The sequence below is a fragment of the Microvirga terricola genome (genome assembly GCF_011777495.1).
Classification (GTDB): domain Bacteria; phylum Pseudomonadota; class Alphaproteobacteria; order Rhizobiales; family Beijerinckiaceae; genus Microvirga; species Microvirga terricola.
In genome coordinates, this window is record NZ_JAATJS010000004.1 from 1 (window position 1) to 24,176 (window position 24,176).

Below are 24,176 nucleotides of genomic sequence, written 5' to 3' on the forward strand. Positions count from 1 at the left end.
CGGCACGATCGACAAGACCACGCTCTACACGCCCTACGGCGCGCCGCTCATCACCACCGGCCCGGACAAGGAAGCCAAGGCCTTCATCGGCGAACGCCTCGACGACGATACCGGCCTGATCTACCTCAACGCGCGCTATTACGACCCCGCGCTCGGGCGCTTCATCTCCCCCGATACGCTCGATCCGACCAAGCCGGGCGTCGGCACCAACCGCTATGCGTACTCGTTCAACGATCCCGTGAATTTGAGGGATCCGGGGGGGAATGCAGCTGACGAAACCGAACCGCCAGGAGAGCCCAGCAAAGCCGAAGCAGGTGGCGGACGCGCCAAGCCCGGGGACAATCAACCTGATGGGAAGCCGAGACCTGGGCCAAATGAGCCTACTGCTTCGAAATCAACCAAAGGTGCTCCGAAAGCGTCTCCGACAGAGGGGCCTGGTGCGCGCAATTCGGCGGGGGGGCTAACGGGAGGGCTCCTCTTTGGCCCGATCCTGGATCTCGCTCGCGCAGTATCGCGCGACTCGCTAAAGGACATAGAAGACGCCAAGCAGCAGCAGAATGCTGCCACCAACAATGTGCTTGGAGAAAAGGCAGGCAACTTAGCAAATCCATTAACCGACGCCGAGAAATCTGGAATGCTCAGGGATGCTGCCCAACAGAAGGGGAATTTCGGTATGGGCAGAGCCAGCCGCGACGAGGCAGAGGAGTTAGGAAAGGCCTGGGTCGGACCTAATTACAGAACGACAAGCAAAGGGTATATGTCCGAAGACGGACTGCGCCAGTATAGAGGTCCATCGGAAAAGCCGAACAGTCCTCTTGCTACAACTGGCTTGCAAGCGAACTTTGAAACCCGAAATCAACCAAGTGGGCCTTGGCAATCGAATGGCCATCTCGATATCGAGTAACTCATGAAGGCACAGTTGAAGGATATCTTTTCTCCGGATGTTGAGCTGGAGACGTATAGCCCTCCAGATCGGCGAGATTTTGCTATATTTGTACAACTGTTTGTTGGTCCGGAAGGTGCCGATGGAGCGGATACGTTTAATAGTTGTATTTGTTCGCCTGGGAAAATTGCCGAACTTGTCGCGAGGAAGGGCTATATAATAGCTGATCCTCTGTTGATATTTGAGGAATATGATCTGCAGAAGATAAAAGAGGTCATAAATACGTATTGTCAAAGTTGCTCTGGCGAGAATTGGCCTGAATTGGTGCCTAAATTGCTACGTTTAGGGCGATGGGAATTTGAAGATTACCGTCCCTACCGGAAATAAAAATTGTTATTGGGGTGATCTAGCCCACCTTTGTGCCATCTCGAAGGTCGTGCTCTCCACCACCTACGATGCTTCGGCAACCTGCTGTCGAACGACGGGACGACGTATGTCTACCCGGCGGCAAAAGCGGCGCGTCCGCATGCGCCGACGAAGGTGGGGACCTCCGATTACGCTTATGACGCCAACGGCAACCTCACGAGCGGCGGCGGACGCAGCTACACCTGGGACCAGGAGAACCGTCCGACCAGGATCGAGATGGCGTCGGGCGCCACGAGCGCCTTCGTCTATGCACCGGACGGCACGCGGCTGAAGAAGGTGGTGACGACCGGGATCGGGGCGGCGGCGAAGACCGAGACGACCCTGACGCTCGGCGCCGACATCGAGATCCGGCTCGGCACGGCATCCGCGCCGACACCGCTGACGGAATGGCAGAAATATCCGCATCCGGAGGTGCGCAAGATCGGGCTCGGCGTGCTGCCGAAGGTGGCGGTGCTGCACAAGGACCATCTGAGTTCGGTGCGGGCGATCAGCAACCGCAGCGGCGCGATCGACAAGACCACGCTCTACACCCCCTACGGCGCGCCGCTCATCACCACCGGCCCGGACATGGAAGCCAAGGCCTTCATCGGCGAACGCCTCGACGACGACACCGGCCTGATCTACCTCAACGCGCGCTATTACGACCCAGCACTCGGGCGCTTCATCTCCCCCGATACGCTCGACCCGACCAAACCGGGCGTCGGCACCAACCGCTATGCGTACTCGTTCAACGATCCCGTGAATTTGAGCGACAGGAGCGGGAATGACACGGATGCGATGGGGAACAACTTTGGTGGCGACGACGCTTTCAAATCTAATGAAGGAAAGCCAGAGCCAAGTGACCCAGTTGGAGGGTGGGTCGCGGAAAAGGTTGAAACAGGAGTAGCGGCTATCGGAGACGGACTCGATATAGGGGGCCAGGTGATGTCCGGTATACCGCAGACTGCCGGGCCGGGCCGCCTTAGCATGGAGGCAGGTGCAGGTCTCAAGGCCGTTGCGGCTGGTATACATGGGGCAAGGCGGGCTGCGCAAGCCGGGCGAGAGATTCGTGCTGAAGCGCAAGCCGCACGCAATGCTGCCAAGGAAGTGGTCGAAAGCAGTAGGCCACCTAGCTTTACCCCGGAGGGCGCTGGACGCAGGGGAGCCTTGAATGCCGCTAAAGAAGATGCGGGGATTCCTAGGAGTGCTCAACCAGATTCTACGGGACCGAATATCAGAGATGGTAAGTTGGAGCCGGGCAGAGTGTATGACTACAGTCAGAAAGATATGCAGGGCCGTCCTATCCCGGGCTCCGAAGTGCGGATAAGAGACGATACTCGCGGTCACTACTATCCTGATGGCCCGTCGCAGAATCGGGGTCCGCATTTCAATATCGACGTGCCGGGCGAACTTGGGAAGCGCCACTATGATTACTAACGTCAGGACAGAATTTAAATCCGCCCTTGGTCCAGAATGGACAGGAGGCAGGAAAGGTTCGTCGAAAATTTCGTTGCTTCGCTATCAAACACCTTTTGGTTCTAACCCTAGCTTGCGAGGTACCGAAGCGTGCGTGGAGGCATTCTATCGAGACTTTCTAAATGACAGCGATGCTCAAGCTTATCAGCTTTATATTTTCCACTCCGATGGTCATCCCCGGACCCCCTATCAGGAAAAGAGAGCGGCTCTTCCAGGTTGGAAGAAATTTCTGAATCAGAAAGCCATATTCGGTAACCCAGCGCTAGAAATTCGCGAGCCAACTTTGGATGGCGTTAGAGTTGTCTCCTTGTTTGCTGTTGAACCTATCTCTTTAAAGCAATACTTCATCGGCTTAGAAGAGGTTGAAAATTCATTCGCCGTCTTTGTGCGGAAAAATACTCTTTCGCTGCAACATGTGATGGCTGATATTTACAAGTACGCAATGTTTAACGATGATGGAACGTTTTGTTCTCGTATAAATTGGCCGCGTTTAGTCTGCAATGAGGCGCCTAAAATCGTAATCTGTCGCGCTAGGCTAGCTGATGAAATAAATTCGTATGTTCTAGAGCTATTCATTGGTCACGAGAATAGTACTTTTATGCATACGATAACCAACAAAGCCAGAATCTAAGGCCGTCGCTGCCTCATTGCACTCCCCCCACAAGTTCGATCCGACCAAGCCAGGCGTCGGCACCAACCGCTATGCATACTCGTTCAACGCCCCGTGAATAAGAGGGATCCGAGTGGTTAGGTGATATGCAGATAGGTGCACTCTCAGTGTTTCTCGACCCGTTTCATAACGGCGGCATCGTGCACGTGCACACCATGGACAGAGTTGGTGCAGGTACCCGCCGGACGGCACGCGATTGAAGAAGAGCGTGACGACCAGCGTCGGCGTGGGGGGCGAAGACTGAGACGACCCTCACGCTTGGCGCCGACATCGAGATCCGGCTCGGCAGTGCGGAGAAGCCGGGTCCGCTGACGGAATGGCAGAAATATCCGCATCCCGAGGTGTGCAAGATCGGCCTCGGCGTGCTGCCGAAGGTGGCGGTGCAGCACACGGGCCAGACCAGTTCGGTGCGGGCGATCAGCAACCGCAGCGGCGCGATCGACAAGATCGCGCTCTACACGCCCTGCTTTTGTCAGCTTTGTATAGCGCACTTGGAGTGCGGAAGTGAGCGCACCGTTAACGCGCTGACGGGGTCGCCGCAGTATTCTGCGGTGCTCACCTATGGGCGCGATAAATCAGTCGCTAATAGGAACTATCTCAGTTCCACGCAGTGTGATGGTTATTGTATCGCCTGTGAGACCGACGGGCTTACAGGTACAATGATCAGTGCGATGGAACTCGCGGCTGAAATGGGAAATTTGCGCGCTCTTGGAAGAGCTTTTGAGAAACTAGATCCCTGGATCAAGCAAACGCGCGATCCTAGAATCCTGCGCCGCTTGAGGAATTTGATTGCTTTTTATAACCGCGCGCGAGCAGTCGAAGAAAAATGGGGTGAGGGTGCGACGCTCAACCTTTGCCATCCCGAGGTGGTCAGTTGGATCATACAAGGCTTAATAGAGCCGCACCGCATCAGGATGGCGAAAGATTTTGCTAAAAGTGGCCCTCACAAGGAAGCTTAGCCAAGTCCGAACGAGTCAGATGGATCCTCTGGTTCAAGATCGCTTGATTCCGATTCCGCACGATCAAAAGCTGCCAAAAGCGCGCTATCAGCAGATACGAATTTACCAACAACACTGCCCGTTGGGTCCAAGAGACGGAAGTTGCCGTTTCTGCGATCTCGTTGAATCGTGAATCCTTTTGGTAGACCTGGGACTGAGATCGCCTCCCATTCTTCACCCTGAGTATCGTTCTCTTTATCCTGTGTATCGTTCGTAATCCGCGACATTTCGATCCTTTCCGAATTGGAACAGCGGTGTTTTCCTACCGCGCCAAATTGATGTAGCAGAGTTGATTTTGCCAAGATTATACTGATTGCCGAAGATTCGTCATCGCTGACTCTGGCAATTGTTGCGGGCAGCAACTAACCAATTAATTTGATGTGCCCTCAAAAGCTTCCAGATTTGCTATCTAGAAACCTGATGCCCGCGTAATGTTCATTGATACGGGGGTCTGCCGCTTCGACTTCAGTCGTTGACTCTCCAAGGGTTCAACGAAAGAACCCCGGCGCTGAGGGGGTGGTGGGGCTTGGCAGTAAGGAACTCAAGGCTTGCCGAGCCAGCTTTGCCAATAGGGTTTGATGCGAGCGGCGTGGGGGTCGGTGTCGACGACTTTGCTGAGATTGTCCCAGCCGCGGACGATTACGTAAAAGGCGGCAATGAGGGCCGTGTAGAGCGCGAACTGCTCGCTAAGCGCGAGAGATGACGGGAGTTGGATGTAAAGGCGGTTGGCGGCGACGCCAGCAGCAACGGCACCGAAACCGAGCTCGATAATGGCATAAAGCGGGCGCATCTTCTGCCGCAGCAAATAGAAAGCTAGGCCGACGAGGATGGCGGTCCAGAAAACGCCATAGGCACCTAGAGCGGCATTAGACTTCGTGAAGACGGCGCGCAGCGCCAGGTCGAGGTGCCAAGGGAGCTGCAGAGGATTGCTCTCGATCCAGCTAACAAAGAAATAAGAGGGCGGGCCGAACAGGACGATGCCGATCGCAATGGCTGCAACGGGGTGCGTCTCGGAGAAGGTGCGCCTCGCGTCGCGGCTCAAGATGGTTCGGGCTTTCTGGAACATGGCATAATTTCCACCAGTGATTGCTGTAGTATTGTTGATTTACGGATCCGGCGCTTCGCGCGCAACGAGTTCCCGGTCGGATGGTAAAAGAGGAGACAATTAAGGATTTTGAGATTTCAGGGTCTGCTTTGCTTTGGGCTGGCGGTGTCCGCGCAGCCAAAACTGCCTCTTAACGAATCGCGATAGGGTTGTATTCTCTAGGACAGGACAGCCATGCGCTATCGTTCGCGTCGGGGGCACTCTTGGCTAGACGGCTACGACTCACGAAGTTCCGCGAGCTCTCGCTGGACGATCCTTTTTTCGACAGTCTCAAAGCCGGGTACGGCGGTTTCCCTGAATGGTTCACGAGTAAGGCCGATGAAGACCTGTATGTCGTCGACGATGACGGCAAGCTCAGCGGCATGATCTATCTGAAGCGCGAGGCCGGTCCTATCGCCGACGTCACGCCGCCGTTGCCAGCGGGCACATGGCTGAAGGTCAGCACGCTCAAGATCGAAGGAAAGGGCACCAAGCTCGGGGAGCGAGTGCTTAAGAAGATCTTCGATGCAGCCCTGGCCGAAGGTGCCGACGGGATCTATGTCACAGTCTTCTCGGTCCATAAGAAGCTCATCGAGCTCTTCAAACGCTACGGGTTCACCGAGTGCGCCTTCAAAGAAACAGAGGACGGAACCGAGCTTGTCCTGGCCCGCTCGCTCAGGGACATGACCGGTGATCTCGTAGCAGACTACCCGTTCATCCATACGGCCGGCCAGAAGGCGTGGCTCCTGGCCGTCTATCCGGAGTATCACTCCAGGCTCTTGCCGGATTCGATCCTGAACAATGAGCCGCGTGAGATCATCCAGGACGTCTCGCATACGAATACCATCCACAAGATCTATATTGGCAAGCTCGCACTCACGCGAATGTCTCCGGGAGATGCGGTGATCCTCTACAGGACTACTGACAGGCAGGGGCATGCCTACTACCGGTCTGTGGTCACGTCAGTTTGCGTCGTGGAGGAGGTCCGTACGAAGCGGAACTTCGCAGACGTCGATGCCTTTGTAGAATATTGCCGTCAGCACAGCGTCTTTTCTGAAGATGAGCTCCGCGAACAGTTTTTGACGTCGCCGCGCTTGTACCTGATCAAGATGACCTATAACGCAGCCTTTGGAAAGCGTTTGACCCGCGGAGCTTTGCTGGATGCGGGGCTTGTCTCGGAGCAACCCCGCTGGGACCTGCGCTCGCTTTCTCAACGCCAGCTGCGCGATATCTTGGGTATGGGAAACGTCAATGCGCGTCTTATTGTCGATTAGGCCGGTTCACGTCGAGAACATCCTGCAAGGGATCAAGACCTTCGAGTTCAGGCGGAAGATATTCGCGCGCAAGGACGTGCAGACAGTGCTGATCTACTGCACCATGCCGATCGGCAAGCTGGTCGGCGAGTTCGACATCGAGGACATCCTGGAGGACGCCCCCGATACCCTGTGGCAGATGACGGAGTGCGGATCCGGCATCAGCAAGGAGTATTTCGACGAATACTTCAAAGGCCGTGACCGGGCATTCGCCTTGAAGATCGGAGAGGTGCGGCCGTACAAGGAGCATGTCGCCCCCAGCGAGTTGATGGCCAACTTCACTCCTCCGCAATCCTATATGTACGTTGGTGACAGCCGTCACGAGCGGCTGTCCGGACGTCAGCTGGAGCTATTCTGACGAATGCGCGGAGAGACGATCGTCGTTTTTGGGATCTCGGGGGTCGGCAAGACATCGTCGTGCCTCGCGTTCGTCGCAGAAAACCCGGAGCACCTGCATCTCAGCGCGAGCGAACTCTTACGCAGCGCCGCGGCGGCAGATCCCGCTTTGCTACGGATTGCGCCGGCGGACCGGATCCTTGAGAACCAGAGATTGCTGCCTGACGCGCTACAGGCCCGGCGCGAGGGCCAGTGGCACAGGCCCGTGCTGATCGACGCGCACAGCGTCGTCGACAATGATCGCGAACTCGTGCGCGTCCCCGTCGAGGTGATCCGGTCTCTCGATCCTGACGGGCTGCTCTTGTTGGAGGAGGCACCGGAAATCATAGCAGCACGCCGTTCGGAACTCGGCTCGCGCCGGCCGGCGCGTTCGATCGATCAGATCGTCCATGAGGCCGAGGTCGCGCGCCAAGCCGTGCTCGATTATGCCAAGTATTTAGAACTGCCGCTCGAGGTCATAGATATGGGCGGGAAAGCCCCTCTCACATTCGAAGGGGCAGTGGCTGCGTTAAAGAACCGAATTCGCAAGCCCTGAGTGGATTGAGAGGCGTGGAGCGTGGGTCGTTGTACCCCAGTTCAGCGGCATGTGGGACATAACGCCCGTTCTCCACCGAGGTGAGGTCGAAGCCATACCAGTCGAAGATCCTCTCAAAGGCAGGCAGCTTAGTGGAGCTGACGGTCAGATGCGGCTTGTCGACGTCGAGGCAGCGCAGCAGACCGTCGAAGATGCGGACGCCGATGCCCCGGCCTACGTAGGCTGGGGCGACGCGGACCGTGCAGATCTTGCGCTCGTCAGCCTCCAGCTTGCCGATGCCGAGGCCAGCCAGCCGGCCGTCGCGCTCGATGCGCAGGAGCGTGCGCGTGCCGACCCTCAAGCCAGGCACGACCTTCATCCTGAACCAGACATCGATCCCTGGATAATCTTCGGAGAGTGGCAGCAAGAAGGCGAGCGCCTCCGCCTCCTCGGGAAGGAGCTCAAGAGCAGGGGTAGGTATTGGGAGGTGCGGTGCGAGAGCGGTCACGATGCGTTACCTTACCTGATCCGGAGCGGTTGGAGAAGGGGCGTGCTGGTCGGTTCCGGTGCGTGAAACGTCGGAACCGAGGAATACTAGACCTCCCGCATACTGGAGGCCGGAGGCAACGAGGTTTCCGAACACACCGAATAGAAACGCTACGAACAAGTATGCGAGAAGTATCTTAAGGCCGCTCCGGCGCGTCCGGAGTTTCACGAAGGAGGAGAAGTCCGGAATGTTGGCGACGCCCTGTGCCGGCAGCTTTTTCCAGTGGTAGACCATCATGCCTTTGGGAATGCCGCTCGGCACGTAGTCGTTCCAGATCGGGTGCTCCAAGAGCCTTTTCTTGTGCGATTCGATGTTGCTCACTGCGAGCTCGGAAACGATCGGTACAGCCGTCAAAAAGGCTATAAGGCTGATCGGGATCTGGCCTTTAGCCTCGTCCTTACGGATTTGTGCCTCAATCTTTGTCGGCAGCGTTCGAGCCTCGTTTAGCCGGAAATCGAGGTATTCCACCTCTTCGAAGCCGCTCTGGAAGAGATGGTCGGTCGGGTAGATGACGCTTACGAAAGGATTGTCCTTTCCTTCTCTCATATAAATGCGAAGCCGAAAATATGCCCGCGTATCAGGCCGGAGATTTCGGCAAACAGCCTCGATCGCCGGGTGAGAGACCGTAATCAAAGTCCCTTCGTCAATCGGTTGAATTTCAAGCTCTGACTGATCGATGCCTGAAGCGGCCGGCATGAAACGGTGAACCCGGCAAAAAGGGGTTCCGTTCTGTTGCAGTTCGATACTCGCCGGGCCGGGTGGCCCCAGGGAGTTACAGCTCAGCGGCTCGTTAAAGATGCCTTGGGCGACCGAGGTCTCTTTGAAGTATGGGCCGCAATCCTCAATCGAACTCGGTTCGGCCCTGAACGGCAAGTAGATGCAAAGCTTCTCGAGCGAGGCCGGATGCGTCACCATCGCTCCGACTTCCAGGAAGTCACGAACGGCAACGGATTTACGCTGTCTCGTGAACTCGGGATCGCCTGAGATGCGCCAATAGTTGAAATGAGTTTCGATCGAGGGAGGCGGTCCACTTTGGTCGTGTATCGCACCCCATAGGGCCATACTGCTGCTGAACGACAAGATCAGGCTCCAAAAACAACCACCAGTTACAATCGAGCGCGTTGTTCCTCAAGGGGGGCGAGGGGCTTTTCACACAAAAGTTCTTCTCAGAGAGAAAATTCGATTGGAGTGCAGGCTGGAAACTACGCCGGGAGGATCAATGGTTCAGTGATATCCCGATCGGGGAGCTATCTTGGGGAAAGCGCTCAAACTCTAATCCTGCTCGTCCAAGCCCATCATGGCTTCGACCTTCGTGCCCTCATCGGGATCGGTGATCCAATCATAAAGGGCCTCGCGGATGGCGGAGGTAGCCGAGATCATTGCCGCGATTGTCCCGCGGGTACTCTGGACTGCTCCTCCAATAATTACGGAACTCGCTGAGTTCTCTGATGTTTTGCGTCTCTTCCGCGTCTGAGAGTCGACGGCCCATAATTCGCTCTGGTTAAGGATGCGGCACGGCCTTTCGATACGAGGACCACAGTCCGGGAACAGGCGTGCAGAGACCAAGAAGGCAGTCGTGCGGCCATAGCGGTGATTTCGATCGGTCCCTCGTGAACCCGATCACGCCATTCGCCAGAATTCTTCTGAATTTTGGAAGCAGAGACGGATACCTCCGGGGCACTTCCTAGATATTCCATAACGCCTAACGGTGGAAAAGATACCCTTGCGGACGGGAGCATAAGGGCCCAGCCTGGGCAATCGATCAGGCAGGTTCGGTACGCAATGGATGCAGCCAGGACGGTTGGAGCGCTCAAACTTTCGCCGTTGGGCGGGTTCGCTTGCCGTGATGGCCGGGAGAGCCTCGTGTTCGGGGAGCGCTCGGACGGATCGATCGCTCACATCTCCGAGGTGTCCCGCGGCAGCGCCTGCGATTGCGTATGTCCCGGGTGCGGCGCACCTCTTGTGGCACGGAAAGGGGACCTGAAGGATCACCACTTCGCTCACAAGGGAAGCCCTGATGGCAGTCCATGCCGGACCGGGCCGGAGACCGCCCTGCACAAATTTGCCAAGGAGGTGCTCGCGGATCGGCTCGAACTCGTCCTTCCGGCGTACGGACTGACCGATGGGGAAGAGGAGTGGATCGGTTACGCGGGCGGAGTGTACGCCTTCGATGCGGCTGTGCTGGAGAGCAGGCTAGGCGAGATCATTCCCGACGTGATCGTCCGAAAGGGAGATCGCGATCTTCTTGTCGAGTTTCGCGTCACCCACGAATGCGGACCGGAGAAGATTGCACGGATCAAGGCCATGGACATCGCGACAATCGAAGTGGATCTGTCCGAGTTGCCGCGGGACATCTCCCGGCAAGGGCTGGAGGAGGCCATCCTGAAAATCGCCCCCCGGGATTGGTTGCACAACCCGAAGCTTCGCAATGGCGAGGCCTATCTCAATGAGCGTCGCCTGGAGCGACAGAGGGTTTTTCGCGAACGCGCTGCAACACTCCGGAGAGATTATGCGAAAGCATGTGCCGAGATGCAGGACGACGATATTCCCTGTCGCGCACACGACGAGGCCGCAGCCGACGGTCTTGGACGCGCGGTGGAGATTGAGGTGCCGGGGTTCGGGTGCTTCCTTGTGCCACCATGTGAGTGGCAGGCAACGATGCTGATGGAAACGATCGAGGCTGTCCTTGCAGGCAAGATGCGGTTCATGACGACGCAGGGATTGTTGGGACGGATCGAACGGAAAGGCTGGGTCCGGAAAGGGTTCTCGGGGATAGCGGATACCCTTGCTGCGGCAGTGCGAGCGGAAGGAACGCAGTTCGCGACGCCTTTAGAGGCCGTCTCTACATGGGTTTCTGTCTTGAGCGAGCTGAGTATCGTCGAGTCTTGGGATTTCAAGGGTCGATGGATACTGACGCAGGGTACGCTGCAATCCATTCAGGAGCTCCGCCACCGCCGTGCGCGACCGAACCTCCGGATGGACGAGATCCAAAAGGATGTGAAGAGCGTCCTAAGCGACCTCCCCGAAGAGGAGCTTGCGGGATTCTCTCTTGACCGATGGGCCGAGGAGCCTCTCCCAGGCAGGGAGTACTCGATCACCGAGGCGGTGCATCTTGATGGCCCAGAGTTCGACCGCATCCGCACGGAGCTGACGAATATTGATCGCGCAATCCGCTTCAGCCCGAAGATTAATATCGACCTGATGGGGCTGCCGCTCGCGGGCAAGCTCGCTCGGCGCCTTGAGGAAAAACGGAGGGAGGAGGAAGCCCGGGAGGTCGAGCGCCAGGAGAACGCCCGGCGCGATGCGGACGCACGTGGGGCCTGGATTATTAGCGATGCCCAGATCGGCCTGGGGATCGAGGGGAACGCTTGGACGGACGCTCCGAACGAGGGACTCGGCGGAAGGTCTCCGGTGGATGCCGCGCGCGAGAGCGCGGCAGGGCTGGTCGAGGCGACCAAGATCCTCGATGCCCTCTTGAGGCAGCGGGAGACTGATGCCCGCAAAACGCAGGTTGCGGAGAAGGCGAGAGAGGAACTCCGCAGGAAGGCCGCGAAAGTACACCAAGGCCAATACTTGGATCTCTACTTGAACACTGGGCAGCCGACCCTCGGAGGCAAGTCCCCCTCGGTCTACAGCGTCGACGAGGCGACGATGAGAAAATGCGTGGAGCTTACCCTCGTGGGTGGAAAACGTCGGCGTTGACCCCTGCCGCCCAATGGCGTTGATCAGGTGACAGGCAAGCTATTTCGCATGGACGGTTGCTGAACTTTCGAGACCGCCTTTTGGGTGAGGCGTACTTTGGCTTCATTTGGGCGCACTATGGGGCGAATCTGACCAACCTTTGCGAGCGTCCTCACAAAGTATCGGGGACGAAGGGCCCGAACCTATCCTCACGGTGAAATCCAGGGTGGCGCGTCGGTGCCGCCTTGATGTGGTCAGCAGCACTTGGGGCGAGTTGCTGCTTCAAGCCGAGAATCCGCTCCATTCTTTGTCGTCTAGATCAAACCGCAGCCAAGTATTGCCACGAGCGTGAATGAGAAACCCGCACCATTCATTATCGAGGTCATGCAGATTGAAGAAACTATTGCGAGCCCCGATTGCTACGCCGTTGAACTCGGCATCAGCATCGAAAACGAGCCAGAAATTCTCCGCTGGGTGACTGTGAATCCGACAGGTTGGCAATTTAAGTCGAACATATAGAGACCACGAGTGTTGCTCACGACGTTGGGATTGAGTGAGCTTGACACACGCGGGTTGAGGCTCGACGTGAAGCGCGGGTTCCGGCTTGAGGTCACCCGATAGTTAAGTGAGCTGGTGACCTGCGGATTGAACGAAGACCTCACACGCGGGTTCAGACTGCTCGTGACCATAGGATTTAAGCTCGATGTGACTCTAGGGTTTAGACTGCTTGTGACCCTTGGGTTGAGGCTTGAAATCCGGATTGGGTTCACGCTGCTGGTGACCAAAGGATTTCTGGATGTCGGGATTAGCATTTACTCTCCTCTCAAGTTAACGATCAGCGATGGCGCAACCCTACATGGTTCAATCCAGAGTTTCGAGATGGCTAGGGCGCGGTAGCCACCCAAACCATGGCAATCGCTGGGCAGCGGTCGGTTCCGACTCTCGCGAAACTCCCGATAATGAGAGATTTCGGCAGCCGACTTTCGCAATGTCGCATAGTGAACAACGTGTCGACAGCGGCAGGGCCACTGAAGTCACGCGTTGATCTGCTCGTCGGGCATAAACGGTCCTTCGGCGAACGGCGCGCGACAGGACGCGGCTTGACTCTCCTAGGTGGTTGTGTTCTCTATTTGTTCTAATAAGGACACAGCAATGGCTCATACGCTCTCCGAGCGTCAGCACGCCGCGCGCGCTGCGGACGAGAACGCACTTTCTTTTGCCGTTTTAGAGTGGAGCGTTGACGGCAACCATCTGGAACGCGTCCTATCGCGCTTTGCCAACATGCTGGTCGCGCGGGCCACTTTCGAAGAATCCTGCCGCCTATATCCCGGTAGTTTCGTAACCCTTCAGCATGGTGCGCGGCTTATTTCGATCAAAAGGCCAGACGAATGAGTGCCGCTTCCGATATTACGGCCATCGCCGATGCCTATCTCGAGGCTGTAGGCGGCGATGCGGCTGCGGCGCTCCATCTCGCCGTGTCCGATCTGATCGATACCACCGCAGAGGCAGACCTGCGGGCCCGCGCACTCGACCAATGGGTTTCCCGCGGATACGTGCAGGGGAGGGCGGCCGAGCGTTTGCAACGAATCCGCCAACGGCAGGATGAGTCAGGTGAAGCTGGCGTTAAAGCTGCCTCGTGACGTGAGATCGAATGAGTGCCACGAACACTTTCGTGACAGAGAAGGTACGGATGTGTTCGTAAGAGATTGAAAGTTGCTGTCAGGGAACCAGCCATCCTAGGTTGGACGGCCCTGCGCTAGCATATCTACGCGAATGGCGCTGCGGCGAGAATGTTCTGACCCTGGACGATGACGTTGCACCAACGCTTGGCCCGCGTCACGGCATTGTAGAGTAGCCGGCGCTTGTGCTCGACATCCCCGCCGACCTGATGTGGCTCAAACAGCAACGCAGGTCGCAGCCCTCCACGCGGCTATCACTCCGACCTCGTATTCATGCGGTAGGCGTCACCTGCAATCGGTACAGAGCCTCCCGCGTACCGGCCTGCGAAGGTGATCTCCTCCGCCGCAAATGCGCCTAGAGAGTGGACTATGTGCAATGCCTACGAACAACATGCCCGTTGGACCGCGTACTGCAAGATGGTGCAGGCGCTCAATCCGCATGGGCGAGAGAAGAAAGCCCGGTCCGCGCGAGGCGGACGGTCGGGAGTTGGCACTGTGAATTCGAGTTCGTCATGGTTTGAACCTAGCAGTCGGTTTGAGAGAATGGCAATCCTGCGGAAGCGGTCTCGAACCGCTTTGGAGGAAACCTTATCGGGCCGTCTTCCAGATCGGCCAGGTGGCGTAACCGATCTCGAGGTTAAGGATGCTAATGGTCTTCATGCGCATCACGCGAAGCTTAATGGGGGAGCTTGTGTAGTCGAGGATGGCCTCTTGATCAGCGGTGCCCAACGCATCGCGCGCCCACATCTTTCTAATAGTGAGCTTGCCCTTGACGTGCTCGACCTCGTATCCGCCGACCTTCCAGACCTTGTGACCGCCGACGAGTACGGTGTCGGCTCGTTCCCCCTCCTCGCCACCCGGAATGGAGACATTGCCGACCCCGGCCGCGTATCCCTCGGTGCTGTCGGATTTACTCTCACGGGAGAAGATCGTGGTGAACCTTGGAGGCTTACGGTCCATCGGAATGATCGCGATCAAGCGTTCGGCGTCTCCGTGGTCGAAGTGCTCGCCATCGAATTCGGTCATCCGCTCAATGATGGCGTTCGCTTCCATTCGAAGGTTGATGTCCATTTTGCTCCCGCCTTTCTCTCCCTCAATCCAATGCCGCTCCTCCGTCAGAGACTCGGTCCCATAGATTTACGGAACTCGTTCATCCGTTCGGCGACAAGTCGTCGACAGCCTTCCGGGCACCCTCGGGCCCGGCCATCTGGGTGAGATGCATACGCCGGTCCTGACGACATCCCAAACCACGCTCGTGCGTTGATAGATGAGATGGTCGCGGTGATGAGCGGACCCTCAGCCGGTGTTGGTCTACTTCTCAGTCTGACCCAAAGGCGACCTTCCCGAGGTGCTGACGAATAGCGGCTTCGCGCCGCATTTCGGACATTCAGGACGCCACCGGTCCGGCTCGAAAGCAGACTCGCAAGCCATCTTGCTCAGCCACAACTGTTCGAGCTAATCCGCTACAATCGGCCCCGCAAAGAATTCCGTCCAAAATGACTATTCGACTGGTTTAGGCGTCAACGTCATGGAAGATTAAGCCCGCGGCTTCAGCAGGGGCGACGCTGGATTTTTCCATCGAAGACGGAGTCCACGCCGAGCCATCTGGAGGCTGTTGCCGAGTTTCGAGCTCTTCGATATGGGCATCGATCTCGGCGTAAAGCTCGTCAAAGGCCTCATCGCACTCGAGCTCGAAATAGGCTTGGGCTGCTTGCAAGTTCTCCTTGAAATCTCGGTACATGCCCACCTCGTCATCTGAGGAATAGCGGCCGAATTTGCTGAAAATGCTAGGGATATCGGAGAGCCATTCCGTCCGAAATGCCTCGGTATAATCCACGAACTCGGCGTCTTTGAAGACCTGCCGGAGTACCTTGTCCGTGAGCGGCTCGGCGTCCAGCCAGGTGATCGAGTGTTTTCGGATGTCCGCAACGATGCTCTGGCGTACCTCCTTCGGAAGCAAGTCGCACGACGCCAGGGCGGCGATCAGGAGTTTTCCGCTGAGCGTCTGGCCGCCTGCTTGCACCTGGGCGGCCCACTCCAGAATGTCGGGTCGCGCCTCCAGTATCAGGACGAGAAAGGCTTTTTCGCACCGTGCGCCTAGGAAGGACTTCAACGATTCGTCCAAAGGGCAGGCCTTCAGCCGCGCGACTAGCCCCGGATAGAGTGCGGGTGGGATGCGGATGCGCCCGTTCTCAGCGGCCTTCGGATGGCACGCCACTTCACCGAGCAGGCGGTCAAGCTTAGCACCATGGGCGTAGAGCTCCACCAATTCGGGCGAGGCCGAGACCAAGGTGGCGAAGGCGTCGGTTACCGTGGCGTGGCGGAACACCCACCGATCGCCGTCATCCTCCGATATCAACCGGGTAAGGCTGTCGTTGAGGTGCTGCATCGCGCGGGCCAGGTCGGCGGGCTTCACGCCCATGAGACGAGTGACCATCTCGAGCGACGGAGTCGCCTTGATCGGAGATGGCACTCCGGTTTGCGAATTCAGGAAGATCAGAGCGATCGCAGCGCGGGATGGGTCGTCCAACTGCGCCAGCACCTCGGTCAGGAACTCGACCGGGTGCTCCACTAGGCGAGTTAGCCGCTCGTCGCTAATAGCGAGGTTCTTGGTAAAGAGGGGATCGCCAAGCCGGCGGGCGGTTTCCGGTAAGAAAGCCTTGTTGACCGCGATCGCCGGCAGGAACGGTTTCAGACGTTGGCGCATCTCCTGAGGCTGGACGCGGCGCACGTGATTGTAGAGCATCTGAGCACGTTCCTCATCGGAGAGCGCCTGGACATTAACGACGACTTGGCTCTCCTTGAGCAGTGAGAAGGCACTCGTCTTCAAGTGGGGCTTGGCAGCCTCCCAGATGTAATTCCGAGATGTGAAGACGATGCGCGCTCCGCCTTCGACGGCGGCGCGCAAGGTGCCCAGCTCGGCGTTCCAGCGGCTCATCCGAGAGGCATCGAAGTGGTTCGGGCCGAACGCATCATCGACCCAGAGGAACTGCTTTTCGCCTGGGTGCCAGAGGTTCAACTGTTCTGGTGAGTTAATCTTTAAGGCACCCAAGCAGCCATCGTCGATGGCGCCTAGTGCCAGAATCGCCGCGATCGTAGATTTGCCCGAGGCGGGGTCGCCAAGCAGGATGGCGAAGCCATGCGCCTGCAGCGTCTTCACGGCGGACCGGTAGGCGTCCGTCGGCACAAAGCAGCTAAGGTCGGACCCCATGGAGTCCAGAATGGCCTTCGCCTGCTTATAGCCATGTCCGGTGATGATGTGTGACAGGTCACCGATGCCGTATACGCGTGGCACCAGCATGCGCAACTTGGGGTTCTCGGTCAACTGCTGGACGATCCAGGTTCCGCCGAACGTACGGCATTTCTTGACGCCCACACCTTCGAAAGCGGCGCAGATTTGGGCGTCGGCCTCACCCGAGACGCCAGCGTTGGTCATAATGATGTAGTCATCTGCCAGCCCGTCAGCTGCAAGCTTTTCGGCCTTGGGCAACTCGTCTTTCAGGTGTGACAGGGCAAGACTAGCTCCCGGCTTTCCCAAAAACTTGCATTGAATGGTCGACTTGGCCGGAATTCCATCTAGTCCTTTCCAGCGTCCGAGGAACGCCGCGTCGCGCCCGCCGTCGTTCGATCCGAGAAAAGTCTGCACCGGCCGCTTTAACACCTCAGCGGCGACGGCAGCGGCCAAGTCCTGGAATGCCTTCCAACCAAGCTTACTAAGGTCGTAGTTCACTATCCCCCACCGCCTCCGTCGATTTTGGCCGCATACTTCCGCTCAGAGAATGATTCCCAGAAGCGGCATCAAGGTCCTCGCGGATCAAGCTCTTTGGTAGAGCGTGAAAGGCTTTACCTAGCCGTAGACTCGTAATTTGATGATACTAAGCGCGGGAAGGGGCAACATGCGTATCAACACCATCCGGATTCAGAACTTCCGGTCGTTCGACGACCTCTCCATTTCGCTAGAGAATTTTACGTCCCTCGTCGGACCAAACGGGGCGGGAAAGTCAACGATTCTCTGCGCCCTCAATATCTTCTTCAGGGAGATTGATGGAAGCGCCACCAGTACGACAGATCTGGATGAAGAGGATTTCCACAATCGCGACACTTCCCGTCCGATTGAGATCACAGTCGCGTTTGGCGACCTGAAACCTGAAGCGCAGACGGAATTCGGGGAATATTACCGGCAGGGCGAACTCATCATCACCGCGAAGGCAACATTCGATCCCATCACGGGGTCAGCGAGTGTCCGTCAGTTTGGTCAACGCCGGGCGATGGAAGTCTTCAAAGGGTACTTTGAAGCCTACAACGGCGGAAAATCCGCGGCCGACTGCAAGGCTGAGTTCGACAAGATCCGAGCGGCAGTTCCAGGAGTGACGGCAGCGACTAGCAAGGATGCCATGCGCGACGCACTGCGCGCCTATGAGGAAGCTCACCCGGCAGAATGCGTCCTCATTCCCAGCGAGGACCAGTTCTATGGGTTCAGCAAAGGGGCCAATCGCCTCGCGAAGCACGTCCAGTGGGTCTACGTTCCTGCCGTTAAGGATGCCACAAAGGAAAACGTGGAAGGGAAGAACACGGCCTTGGGGAAGATCCTCGCACGCACGGTTCGCGCCAAGGTGAGGTTCGACGAGGAGATCAACAAGCTCAAGGAGGATGCGCTCGCCCGCTATCGCGATCTCCTTAAGGAGCAGCAGGGTGCGCTGGACGACATCTCCAAGGCCCTCAGCAAACGGCTAGGCGAATGGGCACACCCAGAAGCCACAGCCCGTCTATCGTGGGCGGAAGACGTGAAGAAGTCTGTCCAAGTAGAGGAGCCGATCGCGAGATTGTTGGCGGGAGAAGGCGCGTTCGAGGGCGAACTTGCGCGGTTCGGCCACGGGCTCCAGCGCTCGTATCTGCTGGCCTTGCTTCAGGAATTGGCCGCCGCAGACGATCCTGCTGCTCCCCGCCTGCTTCTTGGGTGTGAGGAGCCCGAACTCTACCAGCATCCGCCGCAGGCCAGACACCTTGCTACCGTGTTGCAGACGCTTGCCGACCACAATGCCCAGGTCATCGTCTCGACCCACAGCCCTTATTTTGTCAGCGGCCGATATTTTGAAAGCGTCAGGATGGTGCGCCGGGATGCGGGCAAGAAATGCTCAAACGTGTCGGCGGTGTCGTTCGATGATTTGGCCGAGAAGCTGTCTGGCATTCTCGGTGAGAAAGTGCTGAAGGCGGATGCCCAAATGGCCAAGTTGCATCAGGCGATGCAGCCTCATCTAAATGAGATGTTCTTCGCACCCAAACTCATTTTCGTCGAAGGCCTTGAAGACATTGCGTACATCAATGCCTGGATGATGCTGTCGGGACGTTGGGAAGAATATCGGCGCTATGGCGCCCATATCGTTCCCACCAATGGAAAAGGCTACATCATCGAGCCACTCGTCGTTGCGGATATGATGGGCATTCCTGCCTTCGTCCTGTTCGATGCTGACGGAAACAAGACCAACGAGAACGAACGTAAGAAGCACGAAAAAGACAACATAGCCATCGTGACGGCTCTCGGCGGCGACGGCAAGACGCCATTCCCAACGGATACAGTATGGGAAAAGCATTATGTCCAATGGCCTCACAATTTTGGGGCTACGCTCCGAGCCGAGGTCGATAAGGGTATTTGGGACACTACGTTCGGGAAGGTTTCAAAAGGTCTCGGTAATCCGGATGGCAGCTTTACCAAAAACCCCATTCATATTGCGCATCATGTTGAACTGCTGATGCAGGAGAAGGCGATCCCGAAGTCGCTCGAAGAATTGTGCGGGCACTTGCTAGGGTTTTGCGCCAGCTAGCCCAATCCATGCTCCTGCGCGCAATCGCCTGATTCTTGTAACTCATATGACGCGGCGCCTTCTGAAGACGAGCGAGAAGCATTGCTGACATCGTGGTTGAGCTCGAACGAGTAGACTAGAAGTGGACAGATTGCCTGCGACCCGATGGAGAAGGCCATTCAGTTGTCTGCTTTTCACCTGGCGGTGGCGAATGGCTGTCCGTCTGCTTCCGGCCCCATTCACGACTTTCGATGCAATTGTATGAAGGTCAGATACTGGGCACATTCCGGACCCAAGTAAGGTGCTGGAATGCGGCTGCAAGCCAACGGCGGGATATCAGTCGCCCAAAAAGAAAGGCCGCCCGATGGGCGGCCTCTTGTTAGGACGTTGCGGCAACAGTTGGTCAATTGCGGTAGAACTTTGGGTCACACTTCACGATGACGTGAGGACCTCTTACGAACACCCCGTCGTGCTGCCGCACGTATCGCACTTCAAACACGTCCCGTTCCGCACCAGCGTGAAGTTCGCGCATTCGGGGCACGCCTCACCGACATAGCCCTTCATTTTCGCTTCTGCGCGCTTGTCGGCGAGGGAGGCTGAGGCTGACGGAGCGGTGAAGCCGAGTTTGGCGATGTCGGCTTCGCCGACCTTGTCCTCGTGCTCGACGAACTCACCCTTGAGCGCGGTCGCGCCCATGGTGAGGCCCGTGGTGCCGGTGCGCTGGCCGTTGCCTCCGGCGCCGCCGGTGATGAGCATCAGGCGGTCGGAGTTGCCGCGCACGAAGCCGCGCGAGACGACGGCTGCGGCGGGAGCCGCTTCCGGCGCCTTCGACTGGGCTTCGCCCGCGCCGATGGTGGTGGGGCCGGCTTCCGAGGCGTCCACGTGGGCGAGGTCGTTGCGGCCGAGATAGGACACGGCCAGCTCGCGGAACACGTAGTCGAGGATCGACGTCGCGCTCTTGATGCGCTCGTTGCCCTGCACGAAGCCCGCGGGCTCGAAGCGCGTGAAGGTGAAGGCCTCCACGTATTCTTCCAGCGGCACGCCGTATTGCAGGCCGAGCGAGATGGCGATGGCGAAGTTGTTCATCATCGCACGGAAGGCTGCGCCTTCCTTGTGCATGTCGATGAAGATTTCGCCGAGGCGGCCATCGTCATATTCGCCCGTGCGGACATAGACCTTGTGGCCGCCCACAACCGCCTTCTGGGTGTAGCCCTTGCGGCGGTCGGGCATCTTTTCGCGCTCGTGGGCCGCGACGACGCGCTCCACGATCTTTTCGACGATGCGCTCGGAGACGTGCGCGGCCTTCGCGGCGGCGGGGACGGCGGAGAGCGCCTCGGCGGCGTCTTCCGCATCCTCTTCCTCGTCGGCAATGAGCGCGGCGTTGAGCGGCTGCGAGAGCTTGGAGCCGTCGCGGTAGAGCGCGTTCGCCTTCAGCGCCAGCTTCCAGGACAGCATGTAGGCGTTCTTGCAGTCCTCGACCGTGGCGTCGTTCGGCATGTTGATGGTCTTGGAGATCGCGCCCGAGATGAAGGGCTGCGCCGCCGCCATCATGCGGATGTGGCTCTCGACCGAGAGATAACGCTTGCCGATCTTGCCGCAGGGATTGGCGCAATCGAAGACCGCGTAATGCTCGACCTTCAGGTGCGGAGCGCCTTCGAGAGTCATCGCGCCGCAGATGTGGATGTTCGCGGCTTCCACATCGGCCTTCGAGAAGCCGAGGTGAGAGAGCAGGTCGAAGGACGGATCGTTGAGCCTGTCCGCCGGGACGTTGAGCGTGCCGGTCAGGAAGTCTTCGCCGATTGTCCACTTGTTGAAGACGAACTTGATGTCGAAGGCGCTCTTCAGGCCCTTCTCCACCGCCTCGATCTTCTCATCCGTGAAGCCACGTGCCGCAAGCGAGCCCGGGTTGATGGCGGGCGCCTGGCGCATGGAGCCGTGGCCCACCGCGTAAGCCTCGATCTCGGCGATCTCGGATTCTCGATAGCCCAGCGCGCGCAGCGCATCCGGCACGGCGCGGTTGATGATCTTGAAGTAGCCACCGCCTGCGAGTTTCTTGAACTTCACGAGAGCGAAGTCGGGCTCGATGCCGGTGGTGTCGCAATCCATCACGAGGCCGATGGTGCCGGTCGGCGCAATCACGGTCGACTGCGCGTTGCGGTAGCCGTGCTGCTCGCCGAGTTCGAGCGCCTTGTCCCAGGCCGCCTTGGCATGGGTGATAAGGCTCTGATCGGGGCAGGAGGCGTGATCGAGCGGAACCGGGTTGACCGAGAGACCCTCATAGCCTTCCGACAGACCATGCGCTGCGCGGCGATGGTTGCGGATGACGCGCAGCATGTGTTTCGCGTTCTTGACGTAGTTCGGGAACGGCCCGAGCTCGCCCGCGATCTCGGCGGAGGTCGCATAGGACACGCCGGTCATGATGGCGGTGAGCGCGCCGCCGAGCGCACGGCCCTCATCGGAGTCGTAAGGCAGGCCCATGGTCATGAGCAGGCCGCCGATATTCGCGTAGCCGAGGCCGAGCGTGCGGTACTCGTAGGACAGCTCCGCGATTTCCTTCGACGGGAACTGCGCCATCATCACCGAGATTTCGAGAACGACGGTCCAGAGCCGGCAGGCATGCTCGAACGCATCCGCATCGAAGCGCTTGGCGTCGCGGTCGAAGAACTGCAGCAGGTTCGCGGAGGCGAGATTGCAGGCCGTGTCGTCCAGGAACATGTATTCCGAGCACGGGTTCGACGCGCGGATGCGGCCACCGGCGGGGCTGGTGTGCCAGTCGTTCATGGTGGTGTTGAAGTGCAGGCCCGGATCGGCGGACGCCCAGGCGGCGTAGCCGATCTGCTCCCACAGGTCGCGGGCTTTCAGGGTCTTGAGAACCTTGCCGTCCTTACGCGCCTTCAGGTGCCAGTCTCCGTCCTTTTCGACCGTGCGCAAGAAGTCGTCGGTGAGCGAGACGGAGTTGTTGGAGTTCTGACCAGAGACGGTGAGATAGGCTTCCGAGTCCCAATCGGTGTCGTAGATCGGGAAGTCGATATCCGTGTAGCCCTGGCGTGCAAACTGGATGACGCGCTTGATGTAGTTGTCCGGGATCATGACCCGGCGCGCCATCTTGATTTCCTTCTTCAGAGCCGGGTTCTTCTCCGGATCGAAGCAGGCATCGCCTGGCGCTTCGCAGTTCACGCAGGCTTTCAGAATGGCCTTGAGGTGCTTGTTGGCGAGCTTGGAACCCGCGACGAGGGCCGCGACCTTCTGCTCTTCCTTCACCTTCCAGTCGATATAGGCCTCGATATCCGGGTGATCGACATCGACCACCACCATCTTGGCCGCGCGGCGCGTGGTGCCGCCGGACTTGATCGCGCCCGCAGCGCGGTCGCCGATCTTGAGGAAGGACATGAGGCCGGATGAGCGGCCGCCGCCGGAGAGCTTCTCGCCTTCGCCGCGCAGGTTCGAGAAGTTCGAGCCGGTGCCGGAGCCGTATTTGAACAGGCGCGCCTCACGAACCCATAGGTCCATGATGCCGCCTTCGTTCACCAGGTCGTCCTCGACGCCCTGGATGAAGCAGGCATGCGGCTGCGGATGCTCGTAGGACGACTTCGACTTGGTCAGCTTGCCGGTCTTGTAGTCGACATAATAGTGGCCCTGGCCGGGGCCATCGATGCCGTAGGCCCAGTGCAGGCCAGTGTTGAACCATTGCGGCGAGTTCGGCGCGACCATCTGGTTGGCGAGCATGAAGCGCAGCTCGTCATAGAAGGCCTGGGCGTCCTCTTCGGAGGTGAAATAGCCGCCCTTCCAGCCCCAATAGGTCCAGCAGCCGGCGAGGCGGTCAAAAACCTGCTTGGAGGAGATTTCGGAGCCGTAGCGTTGATCTTCGGGGAGGGAGGCGAGCGCCTCCTCATCCGGCACCGAGCGCCAGAGCCAGGAGGGAACGTCGTTCTCCTCGACCTTCTTCATGCGCGCAGGCACGCCGGCCTTGCGGAAATACTTTTGCGCCAGAACGTCGGACGCCACCTGGCTCCAGGTCTCCGGAACCTCGATATTCTCAAGCCTGAAGACGATCGAGCCGTCCGGGTTGCGGATCTCGCTCGTCGCGAGCCGGAAGGCGAGGGAGGAATAGGGCGAGAGCCCCGATTTCGTATAACGCCGCTCAATCCGCATCAGTCAAATCCTTCGTTTGGAGACAATAAGTCTCCGTGCCGCGATTATGCTTCGCGGCTCCCCAGCCCACACTTTGTTCGACACGCCTTGCGACCCGTTTTTTTGTGGTCGCCCTACGTTGCTCGTCCGAGTTTCGGCTCTCCGCGGACATCACAAAGCCCACACGGAGCAATTATTCCGTGCGGCTCTGACGCTAGTCCTAGAGGATGTACGACCGGCCTTGTTCAGGTCGGCAGCCGGTCTCGGATCGGCATGGTCTCAAGCTAGTCGCGTCGAACGCCTTACGTCAAGAACTTGTGTCGGGTGGAACGGTTCCGAACTAGATATAGTGTCCGTCTGTGTAAAATGTGGATAGTTAACTGACGTGTCGCTAACCCTCGGATTCTCCTCTCGAAAATGAAATTCGCCCTCTGGAAGTGTGTCTTTTCGACGGCAAAATTAACCATAGGGAAACTATCCAAAAGGAGGGGAAAATTTTTGGATTTTGTAACGTATCGCGGAGCCGGCTCACGAACCCGGTCTGAAACCGGCTTCGGCCCGAAAGACCGGAAATCTGGGAAAAATGGCATTCCCTTGC

The 24,176-nt window shown here is 58.3% G+C and carries 20 protein-coding genes; 12 read left to right on the top strand and 8 right to left on the bottom strand.

All coding sequences use genetic code 11. The features are described from left to right. The 5 genes from HB375_RS12155 to HB375_RS12175 form a co-directional block, all read left to right on the top strand. On the top strand, positions 1-904 hold a 904-nt coding region (locus HB375_RS12155; protein WP_167673284.1), incomplete at its 5' end, for an RHS repeat-associated core domain-containing protein. Positions 905-907: 3 nt separating this feature from the next. Beyond that, a complete protein-coding gene (locus HB375_RS12160; protein WP_167673285.1) occupies positions 908-1,270 on the top strand; it encodes an Imm8 family immunity protein in 363 nt (120 codons plus the stop codon). Between the two features lie 30 nt (positions 1,271-1,300). Next, positions 1,301-2,725: an RHS repeat-associated core domain-containing protein gene (locus HB375_RS12165; protein WP_167673286.1), complete on the top strand. Its 1,425-nt coding sequence runs from the start codon at positions 1,301-1,303 to the stop codon at positions 2,723-2,725. Continuing rightward, complete coding sequence (locus HB375_RS12170; protein WP_167673287.1) at positions 2,715-3,395, top strand: hypothetical protein; 681 nt, start codon at positions 2,715-2,717, stop codon at positions 3,393-3,395. Before HB375_RS12165 ends, HB375_RS12170 begins: the two co-directional genes overlap by 11 nt. 380 nt (positions 3,396-3,775) lie before the next feature. Continuing rightward, complete coding sequence (locus HB375_RS12175) at positions 3,776-4,393, top strand: hypothetical protein (RefSeq protein ID WP_167673288.1); 618 nt, start codon at positions 3,776-3,778, stop codon at positions 4,391-4,393. Here the strand turns inward: HB375_RS12175 and HB375_RS12180 are convergent. Continuing rightward, entirely contained in the window at positions 4,390-4,659 is a 270-nt protein-coding gene (locus tag HB375_RS12180; RefSeq protein WP_167673289.1) for a hypothetical protein, read from the bottom strand. The genes HB375_RS12175 and HB375_RS12180 overlap by 4 nt on opposite strands. A 314-nt stretch (positions 4,660-4,973) precedes the next feature. After that, entirely contained in the window at positions 4,974-5,498 is a 525-nt protein-coding gene (locus HB375_RS12185) for a hypothetical protein (RefSeq protein ID WP_167673290.1), read from the bottom strand. A 242-nt stretch (positions 5,499-5,740) separates the two neighbouring features. Between HB375_RS12185 and HB375_RS12190 the strand changes: the two genes are divergently transcribed. The 3 genes from HB375_RS12190 to HB375_RS12200 are packed head-to-tail and all read left to right on the top strand — an operon-like array spanning position 5,741 to position 7,760. Beyond that, positions 5,741-6,790 carry a GNAT family N-acetyltransferase gene (locus tag HB375_RS12190; RefSeq protein WP_167673291.1) on the top strand — a complete coding sequence of 350 codons (1,050 nt, stop codon included), beginning with the start codon at positions 5,741-5,743 and terminating at the stop codon, positions 6,788-6,790. Next, on the top strand, positions 6,768-7,187 hold the full coding sequence (locus HB375_RS12195) for an ASCH domain-containing protein (RefSeq protein WP_167673292.1): 420 nt from the start codon (positions 6,768-6,770) through the stop codon (positions 7,185-7,187). Before HB375_RS12190 ends, HB375_RS12195 begins: the two co-directional genes overlap by 23 nt. A 3-nt stretch (positions 7,188-7,190) precedes the next feature. Beyond that, positions 7,191-7,760 carry an ATP-binding protein gene (locus HB375_RS12200; RefSeq protein WP_167673293.1) on the top strand — a complete coding sequence of 190 codons (570 nt, stop codon included), beginning with the start codon at positions 7,191-7,193 and terminating at the stop codon, positions 7,758-7,760. Here HB375_RS12200 and HB375_RS12205 read toward each other — a convergent pair. Together HB375_RS12205 and HB375_RS12210 are read right to left on the bottom strand one after the other, a co-directional pair. Next, positions 7,708-8,247, bottom strand: coding sequence for a GNAT family N-acetyltransferase (locus HB375_RS12205; protein ID WP_343232407.1), 540 nt, complete (start codon positions 8,245-8,247; stop codon positions 7,708-7,710). The two genes, HB375_RS12200 and HB375_RS12205, sit on opposite strands and share 53 nt — an antisense overlap. A 6-nt stretch (positions 8,248-8,253) precedes the next feature. After that, positions 8,254-9,366: a hypothetical protein gene (locus HB375_RS12210; protein WP_167673294.1), complete on the bottom strand. Its 1,113-nt coding sequence runs from the start codon at positions 9,364-9,366 to the stop codon at positions 8,254-8,256. Between the two features lie 882 nt (positions 9,367-10,248). Between HB375_RS12210 and HB375_RS12215 the strand changes: the two genes are divergently transcribed. The 3 genes from HB375_RS12215 to HB375_RS12225 all read left to right on the top strand — a co-directional run bounded on the left by HB375_RS12215 (position 10,249) and on the right by HB375_RS12225 (position 13,607). Then, positions 10,249-11,988: a competence protein CoiA family protein gene (locus HB375_RS12215; protein ID WP_167673295.1), complete on the top strand. Its 1,740-nt coding sequence runs from the start codon at positions 10,249-10,251 to the stop codon at positions 11,986-11,988. A 1,131-nt stretch (positions 11,989-13,119) separates the two neighbouring features. After that, complete coding sequence (locus tag HB375_RS12220) at positions 13,120-13,359, top strand: hypothetical protein (protein ID WP_167673296.1); 240 nt, start codon at positions 13,120-13,122, stop codon at positions 13,357-13,359. After that, the gene (locus HB375_RS12225) at positions 13,356-13,607 is read left to right on the top strand and encodes a hypothetical protein (protein WP_167673297.1); all 252 of its coding nucleotides are present in this window, start codon (positions 13,356-13,358) and stop codon (positions 13,605-13,607) included. The genes HB375_RS12220 and HB375_RS12225 overlap by 4 nt, the downstream gene beginning before the upstream one ends. 125 nt (positions 13,608-13,732) lie before the next feature. Here the strand turns inward: HB375_RS12225 and HB375_RS12230 are convergent, their stop codons facing one another. The 3 genes from HB375_RS12230 to HB375_RS12240 form a co-directional block, all read right to left on the bottom strand. Continuing rightward, positions 13,733-13,873 (bottom strand): ATP-binding domain-containing protein, encoded by a 141-nt coding sequence (locus HB375_RS12230; protein ID WP_246728481.1) that lies wholly within the window; start codon positions 13,871-13,873, stop codon positions 13,733-13,735. Between the two features lie 361 nt (positions 13,874-14,234). Continuing rightward, positions 14,235-14,717, bottom strand: coding sequence for a hypothetical protein (locus tag HB375_RS12235; protein WP_167673298.1), 483 nt, complete (start codon positions 14,715-14,717; stop codon positions 14,235-14,237). 442 nt (positions 14,718-15,159) lie between these two features. Further along, positions 15,160-17,376, bottom strand: a complete 2,217-nt coding sequence (locus HB375_RS12240; protein WP_167673299.1) for an nSTAND3 domain-containing NTPase — start codon at positions 17,374-17,376, stop codon at positions 15,160-15,162. A gap of 166 nt (positions 17,377-17,542) precedes the next feature. Between HB375_RS12240 and HB375_RS12245 the strand changes: the two genes are divergently transcribed. Beyond that, the gene (locus HB375_RS12245; protein WP_167673300.1) at positions 17,543-19,468 is read left to right on the top strand and encodes an ATP-dependent nuclease; all 1,926 of its coding nucleotides are present in this window, start codon (positions 17,543-17,545) and stop codon (positions 19,466-19,468) included. A gap of 432 nt (positions 19,469-19,900) precedes the next feature. Here the strand turns inward: HB375_RS12245 and HB375_RS12250 are convergent, their stop codons facing one another. Then, positions 19,901-23,599: a vitamin B12-dependent ribonucleotide reductase gene (locus HB375_RS12250; RefSeq protein WP_167673301.1), complete on the bottom strand. Its 3,699-nt coding sequence runs from the start codon at positions 23,597-23,599 to the stop codon at positions 19,901-19,903. Between the last annotated feature and the right edge of the window lie 577 nt (positions 23,600-24,176).